The sequence below is a fragment of the Mycolicibacterium grossiae genome (genome assembly GCF_008329645.1).
Classification (GTDB): Bacteria; Actinomycetota; Actinomycetes; order Mycobacteriales; family Mycobacteriaceae; genus Mycobacterium; species Mycobacterium grossiae.
In genome coordinates, this window is sequence record NZ_CP043474.1 from 59,241 (window position 1) to 74,199 (window position 14,959).

Annotated in this window: 18 protein-coding genes; 9 read left to right on the plus strand and 9 right to left on the minus strand. The window is 71.8% G+C overall.

Features of this window, described 5'->3' with window-relative positions:
* Positions 1-333 precede the first annotated feature (333 nt).
* Complete coding sequence (locus FZ046_RS00305) at positions 334-747, plus strand: STAS domain-containing protein (protein ID WP_125939638.1); 414 nt, start codon at positions 334-336, stop codon at positions 745-747.
* Between the two features lie 11 nt (positions 748-758).
* Here FZ046_RS00305 and FZ046_RS00310 read toward each other — a convergent pair whose 3' ends face one another.
* Genes FZ046_RS00310 through FZ046_RS00325 form a run of 4 tightly spaced genes read right to left on the minus strand, consistent with a single transcriptional unit; the run spans position 759 to position 3,803 of the window.
* A complete protein-coding gene (locus FZ046_RS00310) occupies positions 759-1,382 on the minus strand; it encodes an SAM-dependent methyltransferase (RefSeq protein WP_099045787.1) in 624 nt (207 codons plus the stop codon).
* A complete protein-coding gene (locus FZ046_RS00315) occupies positions 1,379-2,140 on the minus strand; it encodes a PIG-L deacetylase family protein (protein WP_070351162.1) in 762 nt (253 codons plus the stop codon). The genes FZ046_RS00310 and FZ046_RS00315 overlap by 4 nt, the downstream gene beginning before the upstream one ends.
* Positions 2,137-3,078 carry an acyl-CoA dehydrogenase family protein gene (locus tag FZ046_RS00320; RefSeq protein WP_070351161.1) on the minus strand — a complete coding sequence of 314 codons (942 nt, stop codon included), beginning with the start codon at positions 3,076-3,078 and terminating at the stop codon, positions 2,137-2,139. The genes FZ046_RS00315 and FZ046_RS00320 overlap by 4 nt, the downstream gene beginning before the upstream one ends.
* Positions 3,075-3,803 carry a glycosyltransferase family 2 protein gene (locus FZ046_RS00325; RefSeq protein WP_246182870.1) on the minus strand — a complete coding sequence of 243 codons (729 nt, stop codon included), beginning with the start codon at positions 3,801-3,803 and terminating at the stop codon, positions 3,075-3,077. Before FZ046_RS00325 ends, FZ046_RS00320 begins: the two co-directional genes overlap by 4 nt.
* Before the next feature lie 166 nt (positions 3,804-3,969).
* On the opposite strand from FZ046_RS00325, the gene FZ046_RS27180 reads away from it, so the two are divergent.
* Positions 3,970-4,140: a hypothetical protein gene (locus FZ046_RS27180; RefSeq protein ID WP_099045786.1), complete on the plus strand. Its 171-nt coding sequence runs from the start codon at positions 3,970-3,972 to the stop codon at positions 4,138-4,140.
* Positions 4,141-4,170: 30 nt separating this feature from the next.
* On the opposite strand, the gene FZ046_RS00330 is transcribed toward FZ046_RS27180, so the two are convergent.
* The 3 genes from FZ046_RS00330 to FZ046_RS00340 are packed head-to-tail and all read right to left on the minus strand — an operon-like array spanning position 4,171 to position 5,986.
* Positions 4,171-5,190 carry a DNA topoisomerase IB gene (locus tag FZ046_RS00330; RefSeq protein WP_070351160.1) on the minus strand — a complete coding sequence of 340 codons (1,020 nt, stop codon included), beginning with the start codon at positions 5,188-5,190 and terminating at the stop codon, positions 4,171-4,173.
* 7 nt (positions 5,191-5,197) lie between these two features.
* On the minus strand, positions 5,198-5,410 hold the full coding sequence (locus FZ046_RS00335) for a hypervirulence associated TUDOR domain-containing protein (protein WP_070351159.1): 213 nt from the start codon (positions 5,408-5,410) through the stop codon (positions 5,198-5,200).
* Between the two features lie 39 nt (positions 5,411-5,449).
* On the minus strand, positions 5,450-5,986 hold the full coding sequence (locus FZ046_RS00340; protein WP_070351158.1) for a cysteine hydrolase family protein: 537 nt from the start codon (positions 5,984-5,986) through the stop codon (positions 5,450-5,452).
* Positions 5,987-6,133: 147 nt separating this feature from the next.
* Between FZ046_RS00340 and FZ046_RS00345 the strand changes: the two genes are divergently transcribed.
* Together FZ046_RS00345 and FZ046_RS27185 are read left to right on the plus strand one after the other, a co-directional pair.
* A complete protein-coding gene (locus FZ046_RS00345; RefSeq protein WP_083297938.1) occupies positions 6,134-7,498 on the plus strand; it encodes a WS/DGAT/MGAT family O-acyltransferase in 1,365 nt (454 codons plus the stop codon).
* A gap of 121 nt (positions 7,499-7,619) precedes the next feature.
* Entirely contained in the window at positions 7,620-7,790 is a 171-nt protein-coding gene (locus FZ046_RS27185; protein ID WP_170292373.1) for a hypothetical protein, read from the plus strand.
* A 12-nt stretch (positions 7,791-7,802) separates the two neighbouring features.
* Here FZ046_RS27185 and FZ046_RS00350 read toward each other — a convergent pair whose 3' ends face one another.
* Positions 7,803-9,041, minus strand: a complete 1,239-nt coding sequence (locus tag FZ046_RS00350) for a KasA/KasB family beta-ketoacyl-ACP synthase (protein WP_070351156.1) — start codon at positions 9,039-9,041, stop codon at positions 7,803-7,805.
* Between the two features lie 229 nt (positions 9,042-9,270).
* Between FZ046_RS00350 and FZ046_RS00355 the strand changes: the two genes are divergently transcribed.
* The 4 genes from FZ046_RS00355 (at position 9,271) to FZ046_RS27190 (ending at position 13,346) form a co-directional block, all read left to right on the plus strand.
* Entirely contained in the window at positions 9,271-9,921 is a 651-nt protein-coding gene (locus FZ046_RS00355; protein ID WP_083297937.1) for a (2Fe-2S)-binding protein, read from the plus strand.
* Positions 9,922-9,924: 3 nt separating this feature from the next.
* Positions 9,925-10,896 (plus strand): FAD binding domain-containing protein, encoded by a 972-nt coding sequence (locus tag FZ046_RS00360; protein ID WP_070351155.1) that lies wholly within the window; start codon positions 9,925-9,927, stop codon positions 10,894-10,896.
* Positions 10,893-13,055 (plus strand): xanthine dehydrogenase family protein molybdopterin-binding subunit, encoded by a 2,163-nt coding sequence (locus FZ046_RS00365; RefSeq protein ID WP_070351154.1) that lies wholly within the window; start codon positions 10,893-10,895, stop codon positions 13,053-13,055. Before FZ046_RS00360 ends, FZ046_RS00365 begins: the two co-directional genes overlap by 4 nt.
* Before the next feature lie 141 nt (positions 13,056-13,196).
* Entirely contained in the window at positions 13,197-13,346 is a 150-nt protein-coding gene (locus tag FZ046_RS27190) for a hypothetical protein (protein ID WP_170292374.1), read from the plus strand.
* Between the two features lie 3 nt (positions 13,347-13,349).
* Here the strand turns inward: FZ046_RS27190 and FZ046_RS00370 are convergent, their stop codons facing one another.
* Entirely contained in the window at positions 13,350-13,697 is a 348-nt protein-coding gene (locus FZ046_RS00370) for a hypothetical protein (RefSeq protein WP_070351153.1), read from the minus strand.
* 106 nt (positions 13,698-13,803) lie between these two features.
* Between FZ046_RS00370 and FZ046_RS00375 the strand changes: the two genes are divergently transcribed.
* The gene (locus FZ046_RS00375; RefSeq protein ID WP_070351152.1) at positions 13,804-14,913 is read left to right on the plus strand and encodes an Rv2629 family ribosome hibernation factor; all 1,110 of its coding nucleotides are present in this window, start codon (positions 13,804-13,806) and stop codon (positions 14,911-14,913) included.
* Positions 14,914-14,959: the final 46 nt, after the last annotated feature.

Consider the following 14,959-nt stretch of genomic DNA (forward strand, 5'->3'; position numbering starts at 1 on the left):
TACCGCCGTTATCGGTGCGCAACGTGTACCCACGGTCCCGTCGGCGAAAACGCCGAGGTTTGCCGGAGCCACGAAATCGGTGGATCGCCATGTGCCGCGCGTCCCGCAGCGCACCCGAACTAGCACGTCCGACGCCCGTTCATCAGCGGTTTCGACCTTTCTCGGCGGCCATTGTGCGGCCACGGGATCCGTATTAGCCTCAGCACAGGTTGAGATCCCCGCCGTGGGACACGTCATCGACGCCCGGCCATCACCGAGCGGCGGCTTTAAGGCAACAGAGCCATTCCCTGACGGAACCCCAGTCACGATCGGCACCGACTGATGGAGTTGCCCGTGTCCTCTGCACTGGCCGCCGGACCGGCCCTACGTCACCCCGCCACGGCGTTGCGCCTCACCACGTTTCGCCTCGATCCGGCCATCGCCGTCGTCGAGGCGACCGGCGAACTGGACGCCGCGAACGCACGCGAACTCGTCGACCACGTCGTCGCCCTGCGCGACCACACCGCCCTGGTGCTCAACCTGTCGGACCTCGCCTTCTTCGGCACCGAAGGACTGTGGGCGCTCAACCGCGTGAACGGCGCCTGCGCCAAGCGGCGGGCGATCGCCGCCATCGTCGCCGGCCGCGAGGTGCATCGCCTGTTGCGGATCTGCGACCCGCACGGAGGTCTGCGGGTGCACGCGTCGATGGAGCAGGCCGTGGCCGTCGCGCGCCGGCGCCCGCACCATCTCACTGCGCCGCCGCTGTAGCGCCCGGTCGGTCACCGGGCCCCGGGGACACCGGTCCGGACCGCCACCGATCGTGCCTCCCCGACGGTGTACACCGCCACGACGACGTCGTCGTCGAGGTACCCGGCCAGCCGGTGCAGAGCCGGTGTGTCCGCGACGATCCGGGTGACGGCGTCACCGGTGAGGGGATAGTCCTCGACCGGGTGCCGCCAATGGGCCGTGACCACGGTCGTTCCCGCACGCAGTCGGGGTACCTCACGCTCGAGAACGCTGCGCAGCGCCGCCGCATCGAGGTAGTACAGCAGTTCGGACAGCACGACGAGGTCGACGTCGTCCGGCCAGCCGCCGTCGATCGAGGCCTTCCGAAGCTCCACGCGGTCGAGAGCGCCGGCGTCGGCCAGACGGCGTCGGGTCGCGGTCAAGGCCCCGTCGGCGACGTCGGTGGCGGTCACCCGGTCGCAGCGCCGGGCCAGCGCCTCGGTCAGCACGCCCACCGAGCAGCCTGGTTCGAACGCGTGGCCGTACCGCTCGTCGGGGAGCACCGCCAGGGTGATGGCGTACTTGCGCCGTTCGTACCACCTCTCGGCCAGCTGCCAGGGGTCGGCGGCGGCCTCGTACATCGCGTCGAAGTAGTCGTCGGGCAGCCGCGGGCTCACGCGAACACCACCTCACCCACGGCCTCGAGGCGACGCAGCACGAACGACGGCAGCACCGGATCGGCGCCCGGCGCCGGCGGGTCGATCTGACTCGCGAACGACGCCACCGCCTCCCGCTTGCGCTGGGCGAGCACGTCGTCGATCGGGCAGCGGCGCAACGCGTGCCACGGCACGGCCGGGTCGCCGGGCCGCGCCCAGTGCCACGTCCACACCGGGAACTCGAGCAGGCGCGCCCCGGTGCGCGCGCACGCCGCCGCGGCCGCACGACCGACCGCCTCGTGATCGGGGTGGCCGTCACCGCGCCAGGTGGCCGCGCACCACGCGCCGCGCGGACCGGCGGCGAGGATGTCGGTGAGCCGCGCCGTCAGCTCCGCCTCCGCCGCTGCCACGCCGCCGTCGGGCAGGCCGAGGAACGTCGGTTCGTCCAGTCCCAGCTGCCGCGCGGCCCGACGCGTCTCCTCGCGCCGCCGCCGCTCGAGTGCGGGCCGGTCCCGGTCGGGCAGCGTGGGGTGCGCGGCGCCGCCGTCGGTCACCGTGATCACGCGCACCGGCGCTCCGCCGACGCGGATGGCGGATGCGGTCGCGCCGAAGCCGAGCGTTTCGTCGTCGGGGTGCGGCGCGACGACGGTGAGCGCGGGGCAGCCGGACGGCGCGAACTCCGGGAAGTCCCGCAGCCACTCGATCCAGTCCGCCGCGGGGGTGCCGCCCGCGGCGACCGGGCGGTCGGCGAAGCGTCGGCCGTTGCCCACCGCGGTCATCGCGCCGCCAGGAGGCCGAGCACGGCCAGGTCCCGCTCGGCGTGGCTCTGCCGGACGTAGAGCGTCAGGTCCGCGACGCGCTGAGCGTGGGTTCGGTCCAGAGCGAGCGGCGCCGGTCCCAGCGCGCGGCCGGTGCGGACGATCGCCTCGTCGACGGCGTGCTCGACGACGGCCCGGACGCGGCGCGCCAGCAGTTCGGCGCCCGGACCGTGCGGATCGTCGTCGATGGTCCGTGCCGACGCGTCGAGGACTGCACGACCGGCGGCGAGTGCCGCGTCGACGGCGCCGAGGTGGGCGTGCGCGTGCGGATCGGTCGACGCTCGGGCGTCGTCGTCGGCGACGGCGACGTAGAGTCGCCGCGCGACCGCACGGGCCCCGCCGAGCCAGCACGCGGCGACGCCGATGGCGCCGTGCCAGAATCCGGGTCGCGTCAGATACGCCTGCGGCGCGCCGACCGCCGTCGCCGCGACGTCGGTGAAGCGCACGGTGCGGGTGTCGCTTGCCGACATGCCCACGTGCTGCCACGTCGGTGCCATGGCCTCGACGCCGTCGGACGACAGGTCCACCGCGTAGGTGCCGCGGCGGCCGTCGGCGAGGCGGGCCGTGACGAGCGCGTGGGTGCAGACCGTCGCGCCGGAGCACCATGCCTTCGCGCCGTCGAGCCGGACGCCGTCCGGACCGTCGGTCGCGGCGAGGACGGCGTCGGGCGCCTCGGCGGCCCATACGCCCCACAGTTCACCGGCACCGCAGCCGCGGCCGCTCAGTTCGACGAGGATGGCCGCCGCGTCGGCATGCGCTTCGGCCAATCGTCCTGCTGCGACATCGATTTCGGTGAGCGACTCGAGCCGGGACCACCGCACCGCCGTGTCGCCGCCGCCGGGCACGGGCAGGTCCAGTGCGCCGTCTGCGAGCCAGCGTCGCACGAGGTCGGCACTCACGCCGGCTCCTCCTCCGCGGGGCGCTCGAGGGACTGCAGGTGGGTGGCGAACCCGCCGGCGGCGCGGCCCACCGGTCGTGCCGACGTCGCGACGGCGATGTCCACGGTGCGCGCGATGCGCGCCCCGACGGCGTCGAAGCGGTGCACGAGGTCGACGTCCTCGTGGACGGGCAGCGCGGCGAAACCACCGACGTTCCAATAGGCGTCGGCGCGGAAGCCCATGTTGGCGCCGTGCACGTGATCGTGTCCGCGACCGTCGGCGCGGAATTTCGCCCGGTAGGCCGCGAGGTAGCGGCGGAGCACCTCGGCCGGCATGCGGCGCCGGTCGCGGATGCGGACCACGCCGAGGACGACGTCGGCGTCCGCGTCCAGTTGCCGCCGCAGCCAGGAGCGGTCCACCGTGCTGTCCGCGTCGGTGGTGGCGAACCAGACCTGCGCGTCGCCCCAGCCGCGTTCCCGGTAGTTCTCGCGTGCACGCCGAAAACCCGCTGCGCGGGCGGCCCCGACGCACCGCACGTCCACCTCGACCGCGAGGACGTCCGCGCCGAATTCGTCGAGGACGGCGGCGGATCCGTCGGTGCACGCGTCGAGGACCACGACCACGGTCACGGGCACCGCGACGTCGCCGGCTGCCGTCAGCACCGAGCGCACGCACCGCGCGATGGTCGCCGCCTCGTCGTGGGCGGGGATGACCACCGCAATGCCGAGGATGCCCTGGGTCGTCACCCGGCGGCGCCGATGCAGAACCGTAGGGGCGTCACCAGGGCGGACTACCCCGCGCGTCCACCGCCGCAAACGTGCCGCGGCGCAGGCCGCCGGTTACGACCGTCCCGGCACGGGTACCGCTGCGGCGTCGGCCGAGCAGCGCCGGCACGACGACGAGAGGGAGCCGATGAGCCCACGAGACATCGAGCAGAGCGAAACCGACGTGGACGACGATCCGAAGGTCGCCTCCACACGTGCCAACGAGAACGACGACGGCGAGTACGTGGGCCGCACGACGGCCGACGACGACTTCGACGCCGGGGAGTCGGGCGCGGAGGCCCGGAGCGGGGATTCCTAGAGCGCGAACGCGTCAGCGCTTGGACTCGCGTCAGCGTTTGGACTTGGCCACCCGGGTGATCAACTTCCGGGTGGCCTTCTCCACGATGTTCTGGGCTTCGGCCATGTCGTCGATGCGCTCGGCCTTCTTCGCGGCCTTGGCGATCGTCAGCCCCTGCTCGTAGCCCTGCACCACGCGGGGGTCGACGTAGGAGGCCCGGGCGACGGCCGGCGTGTTGCCCAGCCCCTCGGAAACCTCCTTCATGACCGCGGATTCGACGCGCTTGATCACCTTCTTCGACACCGGCGGGTCGGCGTCGACGAAGGCCTCCGCGGCCAGCACGGTGCCGTGCCAGGTGCGCAGGTCCTTGACCGAGTAGTCCCGGCCCACCATCTCCTTGAAGCGGGCGTTGAGATCGTCGGCGTGGATGTCCGCCCACCCATTGACGGTGCGGCACACCAGGAAGCGCTCCGCGCTCCCCTCCCGGCGCAGCAGCGCCTTCGACGCCCGGACGATCTCGGGGTCCTCGATCTCCAGGGTGCGACGCACACCGCTCTTGGCGGGATAGTCGAATTCGACGGCGTCCTTGCGGACCTTGACGTGGTCGCACAGCAGCGTCGCGATGCCGTAGGACTCGTTCTCGGTGGCGTACTGCTCACCCCCGGCACGGAAGTACCCGCGGTCCAGCAGGTGCAGGGCGAGCGCTAGCACCCGGTCGCGTTCGAGTCCCTTGCCGCGCAGGTCCTCGGCGACGTGCGCCCGCCATTCGGGCAGACGCGTGGACATCCGCAGGACGCGGTCGAACTTCTCCTCCGCCCGCTCCTCCTGCCACTGCTGGTGGTAGAGGTACTGCCGCCGTCCGGCGGCATCGGTGCCGACGGCCTGGATGTGCCCGTTGCGGTGCGGGCTGATCCACACCTTCTTCCAGGCCGGCGGAATCACCAATTCCTTGATGCGGGTGAGGTCCTCGTCGGCGATCGGCTCGCCCTTCGGGCCGCGGTAGGAGAATCCCTTACCCGCACGTTTGCGCGTGATGCCCGGTGTGGTCACCACGCTGCGACGCAGTTTCACCCAACTCCTACTTCTTCTTCAGGGCACCCGGCTTGTGGACGGCGTCGTTGCCACTCTTCTCGCTCTTGACCCGGTACTGGGGGTCGTCGGAGCTGGCCTTCACCGTGCGTCCGGCCGCCTCGGTGTCCTTGGTGATCTTCTCCTCCACGGTGCCCTTCGCGGTGCTGCCGTGGCTCTTCCACTCGACGTGGTCGCCCTTCTTGAATTCCTTGTCACTCATGGCGCTCCTAGTACCCACTGTCGCGGAGAACGAACGCGCTCAGAGGCACTTCGCCGCCTCGGTCAGCTCGGTGTTCATGTTGCGCCCCATCATCCTCAGCGCAGCGTCCCCGAGGTCGTCGTAGATGTGGGCCACCGCGTCGGGCGGGACGATCATGTCGAGGTGCCGGATGTACCCGTCGAGCGCGCTGTAGAGGATGCACTGCTCGGTGACCTGACCGGTCAGGATCACGCACTTGGTCTCCAAGCGGCCCAGCAGGTAGCCCAGCGGCGTCGCATAGAAGGCGCTGTGGCGCACCTTGGTCAGGAAGGTGCAGTCTTCGCTCGGGGCGATCGGCTCGATGAGGTCGGGGCGCGCGCCGTCGAGCGCCTGGCGAACCAGGTCACCGCGGTCGGCGGTGAAGTCGCCCCGGTTGTCGTTGACGTAGATGAGGTCGACGTCCGGCCGCTCCCGTGCGCGTCGGATGAGGTCCGCCATCGGGTCGACGATCTTGGCGACGTTGTCGGCCAGCGGCTCGGCGTCGGGATGGTCGTAGGTGTTCAACATGTCGATGACGAGTAGCGCGGTCTTGCTCATGGACCAGCAGGTACCCGCCGTTCGACGACTCATGCCCCTGTCGCGTCGGGTCGCGCGTGGCCGGTGCGGGACCGGCGACGGCGGTGCGGCGTAACGCACCGAGCCCGACGATCACGGCAACGGCCCGGGGTGGGTAACGTCACACCGGTGGACTTCATCTCGCCGACCGACTCGCTGTTCCTCGTGGGCGAGACACGGGAGCACCCGATGCACGTCGCGGGGCTGCAGCTGTTCGAACCGCCGGCCGACGCGGGTCCCGACTACGTCCGCGACCTCCACCGGACGATGGTCGAGAACGACGATTTCCAGCCAACTTTCAGGAAGCACCCGGGCCGGTTGCTGGGAGCGGTGTCGAATCTGACGTGGGCCTACGACGACGACGTCGACCTCGACTACCACCTGCGCCGCTCGGCGCTGCCCCGCCCCGGACGCATTCGCGAACTCCTCGAGCTGACCTCGCGCATGCACGGCACGCTGCTCGACCGGCACCGGCCGCTGTGGGAAACCCACGTCATCGAAGGGCTCGCCGACGGGCGGTTCGCGCTCTACGTCAAGTTCCATCACTCGCTGATCGACGGCGTATCGGCGCAACGCCTGCTGATGCGTTCACTCACCCCGGACGCCGACGACCGCAATCCCCAGATCGCCTGGACGTTGAAGCCGCGCAAGCGCACCTCGACTGAGGTGCAACGCGTTTCGCCGTTGCGTGCCGTCGCGGGTACCGCCGGCTCGATGCTGTCCCTGGCACCGACCAGCGTCGCGCTGGCTCGGGCCGCGCTGCTGGAGCAGCAGCTGACGCTGCCCTTCCGGGCGCCGCGCACCATGTTCAACGTGCCGATCGGCGGTGCCCGCCGCGTCGCCGCGCAGTCCTGGCCGCTGGCCCGCATCCGCGGCGTGAAGGCCGCGACGGGCGCCACGATCAACGACGTCGTCCTGGCGATGTGCGCGGGCGCCCTGCGCGCCTACCTCAGCGAGCAGGACGCGCTGCCCGACGCGCCGCTGGTGGCCATGGTGCCGGTCAGCCTGCGGGGCGAGGACGAGCAGGACGCCGGCGGCAACATGGTGGGCACCATCCTGTGCAACCTCGCGACGCACCTGGAGGATCCCGCCCGGCGCCTCGACGCGATCAGCACCTCGATGCGCGACAACAAGCGGGTGTTCGCCGAACTGCCGCGCACCCAGGCACTCGCCCTGTCGGCGTTCCTGGTCTCCGGCATCGCCCTGAACCTGGTGCCGGGCTTCGTCTCGTCGGCCCCACCGCCGTTCAACATCGTGATCTCGAACGTGCCGGGCGCGCGGGAACCCATGTACTGGAACGGCGCCCGGCTGGACGGCAACTACCCGTTCTCCATCGCCCTGGACGGTCAGGCGCTGAACATCACGTTGACCAACAACGCCGACAACCTCGACTTCGGGCTGGTCGGCTGCCGGCGCAGCGTGCCGCACCTGCAGCGACTGCTCGGGCACCTCGAGGACTCCCTGGCTGCGCTCGAAGTGGCGGTCGGCGCCTGAGCGGGGCGGCCCGGTGAGTCACGGCCTCTACGACCGGTGCGAATGCGGCCACCGGCATCCGGAACACTCGCTGTTCGGCATCTGCCACGGCTGCCTCGACTGTCCGGTCGAGGTCCACCCCATGGACGACGAGCCGACCGCCGAAGACCCCGACGACCCCGAAGACGGCCACCCCGGGGACGACGCCGAGGACGAGGACGAGCCCGAAGACGAGCACCCCTACCGGCCGTGCGCCTGCACGCGCTTCCGTCTCGTCGAGACCGACGAGACGGAAGGCACGCCGGCACCCTGAGGGTCGGTGCGGCTAGGCCTTGCCGAATGCCAGCGCCACGTTGTGGCCGCCGAAGCCGAAACTGGTGCTCACCGCATGGCGGTAGTCGCCGCGGCGCGGCTCGCCGGCCACGACGTCGAGGTCGACGCGGTCGTCGAGGTGGCGCAGGTTCAGCGTCGGTGGGACGACGCCGTCGCGCAGCGCGAGCACGGTGAGCGCCGCCTCGATGGCCCCGGAGCCGCCCAGCGCGTGACCGAGCGCGGCCTTCGACGCGTACACCGCCGGGCGGTGGCTGCCGAACACCTTCCCCAGGGCCGTCGCCTCGGTGAGATCGCCCTCGACGGTGCCCGCGGCGTGGGCGTTGACGTGGTCGACGTCGGTCGGCGCCAGGCCGGCCATCTCCAGCGTGCGGGTGATGGCGTAGGCCTGCTGTTCGGCGTCGGGGTTGGCGCGGAAGGCGTCGTAGCCGTCCGACGTCATCGCCCCACCGAGCACCCGGGCGAGCACTCGCGCCCCGCGGGCCTTCGCGTGCTGCTCGGTCTCCATGATGAGGATGGCGCCACCCTCGCCGAGCACCATGCCGGTGCGGTCGCGGTCGAACGGCTTGCACGCCGCGGCCGGATCGGCGTCGTCGGTGGCCAGCACGCCGTCGAGCTGGCCGTAGGCGGAGATGGGGACGCCCTCGAGTTTGGCCTCCACCCCACCGCACACCACGACGTCGGCGTCGCCGAAGGCGATGTTGCGCCACGCCTGCGCGATGGCGGCCGCGCCCGAGGAGTCACCGGTGAGCGGCGCCGTCACCCCGGCCCGCGCGCCGCGCTCCAGGCCGACCGCAGCCGCGGGACCGTTCGGCATGAACATCTGCACGGCCAGCGGCGAGACCGCCTTGAGGCCCCGCTGCCGCATCTCGTGATAGGCGATGATGATGTCCTCGGTGGAGCCGAGACCGGTCCCCACCGTGACGCCGAGGCGGGCGGTGTCCACCTCGGGCGACCCGCAGTCCGCCCAGGCCCGGCGACTCAGCACCACGGCCATCTTCTGCAGGAACGACAGCCGGCGGAGTTCGACGCGCGTCAGGTCGGCCTCGACGTCCTCCACCAGCTGACCGCCGATCCGCGACGGCAGTTCCAGCCCGTCGAGGTTGTCGGCTTCCAACGGACGGATGCCGCTGCGGCCGTCCAGCAGCGCGGTCCAGGTGTCCTCGGCCTGCGCGGCGAGCGACGTCGTCATCGCGACACCGGTGATGACGACATCGGGCAGTGGGCCCAGCATCTCGGAACCGCCTCTCTGCTGTTCGCGACTCGTCCGACGATGTGGCGATTCTAGTGTCGGGCCTGACGGCGGCGACGGCCACGTCGGTGCGGACGCGGGCCGCAACCGCGTCACATATGACTTCGCTGTGCGTTTCCGGCACGCCCCACCGACCCTCACTATGTTGGATCGCAGGCGCAGCCCCCGCCTTCCCACAGCCCGTGCAACCCCCGCCAGAAGGGTGCTTGCCATGCCAGCTTCCTCGCCCCAGCCCGTAGATCGACCGGACGTCGAACCCACGGCCCGGTCCCTGCCGCATCTGAATCGCCGCACCTTCGTCGGCGCCTCCGTCGCCGCCGGCGGCGCCGTCACCGTCCTGCCGCTGCTCGGCGGGTGCGCCGACGACGCTCCCGAGGCCGCGTCGACCACCACCAGGGTGCGAATGCGGATCAATGGCACCGACCGCGAGATCGACGTCGACAACCGGACGTCACTGATCGACATGCTCCGCGAGCGCGCCGGACTGACCGGCACCAAGAAGGGCTGCGACCAGGGCGCGTGCGGCGCGTGCACCATCCACGTCGACGGGCGCCGGGTGAACGCCTGCCTGACGCTCGCGGTGATGCACGACGGCGCGGAGATCACCACGGTCGAGGGCCTGGAGCGCAACGGCAGGCTGCACCCCCTGCAGCAGGCGTTCATCGACCGCGACGCCATGCAGTGCGGCTACTGCACCCCCGGGCAGATCATGTCCGGGATCGGGTGCATCCGCGAACAGCGCGCCTCCTCGCCCGAGGAGATCCGGGAGTGGATGAGCGGCAACATCTGTCGCTGCGGCGCCTACACCAACATCGTCGCCGCCATCGGCAGCGTCGCCGCCACCGGCGAGCAGGGCGCCTGAGCCGTGTTCCCCTTCACCTTCCACCGCGCCGCCGACGAGGCCGACGCCATGGCAGCCGGCCGCGCCGGCGGCCGCTTCGTGGCCGGCGGCACCACGCTGATCGACCTCATGCGGGAGACCGTCGAGCGGCCCGAGCGGGTCGTCGACATCAACGCCCTGCCCTATGGCGACGTCGACGTGACGCCTCGACGGCTGCGCGTCGGGGCGTTGGTGCGCATGGCCGACCTCGCCGCGCACCCCGACGTCCGCCGCGACTACCCGGTGATCAGTCAGGCGCTCGAGCTGAGCGCCTCGGCGCAGCTGCGCAACATGGCCTCGATCGGCGGCAACCTGATGCAGCGGCCGCGCTGCCTGTACTTCCGCGACGTCACCGCCGCGTGCAACCGCCGCGACCCGGGCAGCGGCTGCCCCGCCATCGACGGACGCAACCGGACCCACGCCATCCTGGGCACCAGCTCGTCGTGCATCGCCACGCACCCGTCGGACCTGGCGGTCGCCCTGGTGGCCCTCGACGCGAGCGTCATCACGCGCGACGGCGACGGTGAGCGCACGACGCCGGTCGCGGCCTTCTTCCGGCTGCCCGGCGACACCCCCGACCGCGAACACGACCTCGCGCCGGGTGCGCTCATCACGGCGATCGAGGTGCCCCGCGTGGCGGGCCGGTCCGGCTACCTCAAGGTGCGCGACCGGGAGTCCTACGAGTTCGCGATCGCCTCGGCCGCGGCGGCGCTCGACGTGCGTGGTGGCGTCATCGCCTCGGCACGGGTCGCCGCCGGTGGGGTCGGCACCGTCCCGTGGCGGCTGCCGGCCGTGGAACGGGCCCTCACCGGCAAGCCCGCCACCGCCGAGGTGATCCGCGCGGCGTCGGCCCGGGCCGCCGACGGTGCCCGGCCGGCGTCGGAGAACGGGTTCAAGGTGGAGTTGCTCCGGCGCACCGTGGAACGGCAACTCGCGATCCTGGCGGGGCTGGCGTGACCGGGCCCGTGAAGACGGCCGTGACGGCCGGGCAGGCCGTCACCCGCGTGGACGGGCGGCTCAAGGTGACCGGGCAGGCGCGTTACGCCGCCGACGCGCAGGTGCCCGACGTGACGTTCGCCGCGCTCGTCGGGTCCACCGTCGCGCGTGGCAGCGTCGACCGGGTCGACGCGGCGGCCGCGCGGCGGCAGCCCGGCGTCGTCGACGTCATCACCGACTTCGGCGGGGTCACCCTGCCCTTCGACCCCCGCCGGGTCGCGGCGTTCGGCCAGGCCGTCGCCGTCGTGGTGGCCACCTCGCTCGAGGAGGCGCAGCACGCCGCCTCCCTCGTCGAGGTCTCCTACGGCGCCGCACCGCACGTCACCGATCTGGACTCGCCCGAGGCCACGGTCCGTCCCGGCACCCGCACCAAGGACTACGCGCGCGGTGACGCCGACGCTGCGCTGCGGAGCGCCGCGGTGGTCAGCGACCTGAACTACTCGATCGAGCGCAACAACCACAACCCCATGGAGATCAGCGCCACCGTGGCCCGCTGGGACGGCGGCCGGCTGACGGTGTGGGACAAGGTGCAGTCGGTCAGCGGGGCCCGCACGTCCTACGCCAAGGCCCTCGGCGTCGATCCCGGTGCCGTGCAGGTGATCTCGCCGTTCGTCGGCGGTGCCTTCGGCAACGCCGGCCAGACCTGGCCCCACCAGCTGTTGACCGCGTACGCGGCGCGGCGCGTCAACCGTCCGGTGAAGCTGGTGCTGAGCCGCAGGCAGCTGTATGCGATGACCGGCTACCGGCCCGCGAGCCGACAGCGCCTGGCGATCGGCGCCGACCGGTCCGGCCGCATCACCGCGATCGTGCACGAGGGCCGCGTCGAAGGGTCGCGGTACGACCCCTACGAGGACAACGTCACCGGGCCGGCGCGCTTCATGTACGGCTCACCGAACATGCGCTCGACGTTCCGGGTGGCCGAACTCGACGTCAATCCCGGCACGTACATGCGCGGGCCGGGAGCGACGTCCGGGGCCTTCGCGCTCGAGTCGGCGATGGACGACCTGGCTCACCGGCTGGGCATGGACCCGATCGAGCTGCGGCTGCGCAACGAACCCGTGCGCGACCTGGAGGAGGACCTGCCGTTCTCGACGCGACAGCTGACCGAGTGCTTCCGTAGCGGCTCCGCCACCTTCGGCTGGTCACGTCGCAACCCGACACCCCGGGCGGTGCGCGAGGGTTCGCGGCTCATCGGTGTCGGCACGGCCGGCGCGTCGTTCCACACGCTCGTCAGCGCGTGCGCGGCGTCGGCACGAATCGGCGCCGACGGCGTCGCCGAGGTGCGCTGCGGCACCAGCGACATGGGACCCGGTACCTACACCGCGATGACGCAGGTCGCCGCCGATGCCCTGGGACTTCCGCTGAACCGGGTGCGGTTTCTGTTGGGCGACAGCAGTTTTCCGAAGGCGCCGTCGCATTCCGGCTCGCGGACGATGGCCAGCGTCGGCTCGTCGGTGCGCAACGTCGGGGCGATGCTGCGCGACCGCTTCATCCGTACCGCGGTCACCGACCCCGGGTCGCCGCTGCACAACGCCTCCCCCGCCGACGTCGACGTGGTCGACGGGCGGATGGTCCTGCGCGGTGACCGCACCCGCGGCGAGTGGTACGCCGATCTGTTGAAGCGGCGTGGACTCGACGGCCTGGACGCCGAACAGGACTGGCAGCCCGCCGATTCGAAGGGGCTGTCGATGTATGCCTACGGGGCGGTCTTCGCCGAGGTGGCCGTCGACGAGGCCCTCGGCACGGTGCGGGTGCGACGGGTGTTCGCGAGCTACGACGCGGGCCGCATCGTCAACCCGATGCTGGCGCACAGCCAGGCCATCGGCGGCATGGTCGGCGGCATCGGCATGGCGCTGCTCGAAGGGACGCACCTGGACCACCGCGACGGCCGCATCGTCAACGCCAACCTCGCCGACTACCTGGTGCCGGTCAACGCCGACATCACCGCCCTGGACGCTCGATTCGTGCCCGGCGAGGACCTCGCGGCCGATCCGCTCGGCGTCAAGGGACTCGGCGAACTCGTCATCGTCGGCATCCCCGCGGCCATCGCCAACGCCGTCTTCAACGCCACCGGGCGACGGGTCACCGACCTGCCGATCACCATCGACAAGCTGCTGTAGCCGTCTCGTGGCCTCGATCACGGGCGCGGCGACGTCGCGACGCGTTTGAGCGACGACCGAGCGGGCACCCTTCACGCGCGGAACGCGAGTGCGACGACGCTTCGCCGCCGCACCTCCGTCGACTCCCGAAGGAAGGGCATCATGCCGCGCGGCCAGGGCATCTACGACAACACCGACGAGCCGGACGAGAACAGCCGTCGCGAGAAGGTCTCCAACAGCGGTGACGTGGACACCGAGCGCGACACCCCCGACGTCATGACCACCGACGAGGACGCCGAGCCGACGAGTTGACGGCTAGCCGCCAATTCCCATCGCCGGCACGCTCAACGTCACCAGGGCGAGGCTGAGCAGAAACCATCCCGCGCCCTGCCAGATCGGCCACGTCCGCCCGACTCGCCAGTCCCGGTAGGTCTTGACCAGAGCACCGACCGCCCCGACGAACAGGACGGCCGGCGTGGCCACCGCGCGCGCCACGTCGTACTGGCTGCCGGTGGCATACCAGACGAAGGCGGCGGCGGCGATGAGCACCACCACGGCGACGTAGCCGACGGCCGAGCGCAACGCACGCGGGTCACCCCAACGCTTTTCGACGTCGTCGACGTTCGGGTTCCGTCGTGCGGTCGGGTCCGTGGTCCTTCGCATGGCTCCCACATTCCCGGCCGCGTGGCCGCGAAACGGCCCCCGTTTCGGCGGTGCCGCGCCGGGTAGGTCCGCATCGACATTGTCTGCGACGACGAAGGGAAACACCGTGCCCACCGACCGCTTCCGCAGCCTGCTCGACCGTCGTGGACCGTTCGCCACGGCCTACTTCGACGATTCGCACGACACCGCCGACGCCGATGCGCAACTCGACGTCCGTTGGCGCGACCTCACCGCCCAACTGCACGCCCAGGGCGCGCCGGGCGACGTCACCGATGCCATGCGGGCCGCCATCGACGCGCGTCGCCCCGCCGTCGGGCGCAGCGGCCGCTGCCTGATCGCCACGTCCGACGGCGTCGTGCTCGACGAGCGCGTCGACCGCGTCCCGGAAAACTCCGTCACGCGCTACTCCGAGTTGCCCTATCTGGTGCCCCTCATCGAGCACGGCGGCCGGACGCCGTCGCACGTCATCGTCACCGTCGACCACGAGGGCGCCGACGTCGAGGTCCGCACCGCCGCGGGCACCCGCACCCACACCGTCGACGGAGGCGGCCATCCCGTGCACAAGGCGTCCGGTGCGGAGACTGCCGGCTACGGCGACCCGCAGCAGCGGACCGATGAGGCGGCCCGCAAGAACGTCCGCGCCGTGGTCGACGACGTCACGGCTCTGGTCGACGAACTCTCCCCGGCGGCCGTGTTCGTCAATGGAGAAGTGCGCTCGCGCAAGGACTTCACCTCGGCTGCACCACAGCGCGTCGCCGACCTCGTCGTGGAGGTCAATGCGGGCGCCCGGCACAGCGTCGACGAGGCCGCCCTCGACGCCGACGTCACCGCCTGGCTGCGCGACGCCGCCCGGGCCGAGGTCCGGCGTGCGGCCGAGCAGCTCGCCGCCGAACTCGGGCGCGCGTCCGGGCTGGCGACCGAGGGCTTGCACGGCGTCTGTGCGGCACTGCGCGAGGGCGCCGTCGAGACGCTCATCGTCGGCGACACCGGCGGCGCCACCGTGGTGTTCGGCGACGCCGTCACCACCGTGGCGCCCGACCCCAGCGTCCTCAGTGAACTCGGCGTCTCCCCCGACCACATCGGTCCGGCCGACGAGGTCCTGCCCCTGGCCGCCGTGGCCACCGACGCGGTCATCGTCGGCGCCGATGACGAGCTGGCCCCGCGTGACGGCGTCGCCGCCGTGCTGCGCTACGCACCCGCGACGTTGCAGCGCTGAGCGGACCGCGCGGTCGAAAAGAATGTTCGCCAAACGGCTCACCGCC

Bases quoted from the DNA above. Each gene is read 5' to 3' on its own strand.
- FZ046_RS00315 (WP_070351162.1), bottom strand. From the start codon at position 2,140: ATGACCGCGGTGGGCAACGGCCGACGCTTCGCCGACCGCCCGGTCGCC.
- FZ046_RS27180 (WP_099045786.1), top strand. From the start codon at position 3,970: ATGAGCCCACGAGACATCGAGCAGAGCGAAACCGACGTGGACGACGAT.
- FZ046_RS00335 (WP_070351159.1), bottom strand. From the start codon at position 5,410: ATGAGTGACAAGGAATTCAAGAAGGGCGACCACGTCGAGTGGAAGAGC.
- FZ046_RS00340 (WP_070351158.1), bottom strand. From the start codon at position 5,986: ATGAGCAAGACCGCGCTACTCGTCATCGACATGTTGAACACCTACGAC.
- FZ046_RS27185 (WP_170292373.1), top strand. From the start codon at position 7,620: ATGGACGACGAGCCGACCGCCGAAGACCCCGACGACCCCGAAGACGGC.
- FZ046_RS00350 (WP_070351156.1), bottom strand. From the start codon at position 9,041: ATGCTGGGCCCACTGCCCGATGTCGTCATCACCGGTGTCGCGATGACG.
- FZ046_RS00355 (WP_083297937.1), top strand. From the start codon at position 9,271: ATGCCAGCTTCCTCGCCCCAGCCCGTAGATCGACCGGACGTCGAACCC.
- FZ046_RS27190 (WP_170292374.1), top strand. From the start codon at position 13,197: ATGCCGCGCGGCCAGGGCATCTACGACAACACCGACGAGCCGGACGAG.
- FZ046_RS00370 (WP_070351153.1), bottom strand. From the start codon at position 13,697: ATGCGAAGGACCACGGACCCGACCGCACGACGGAACCCGAACGTCGAC.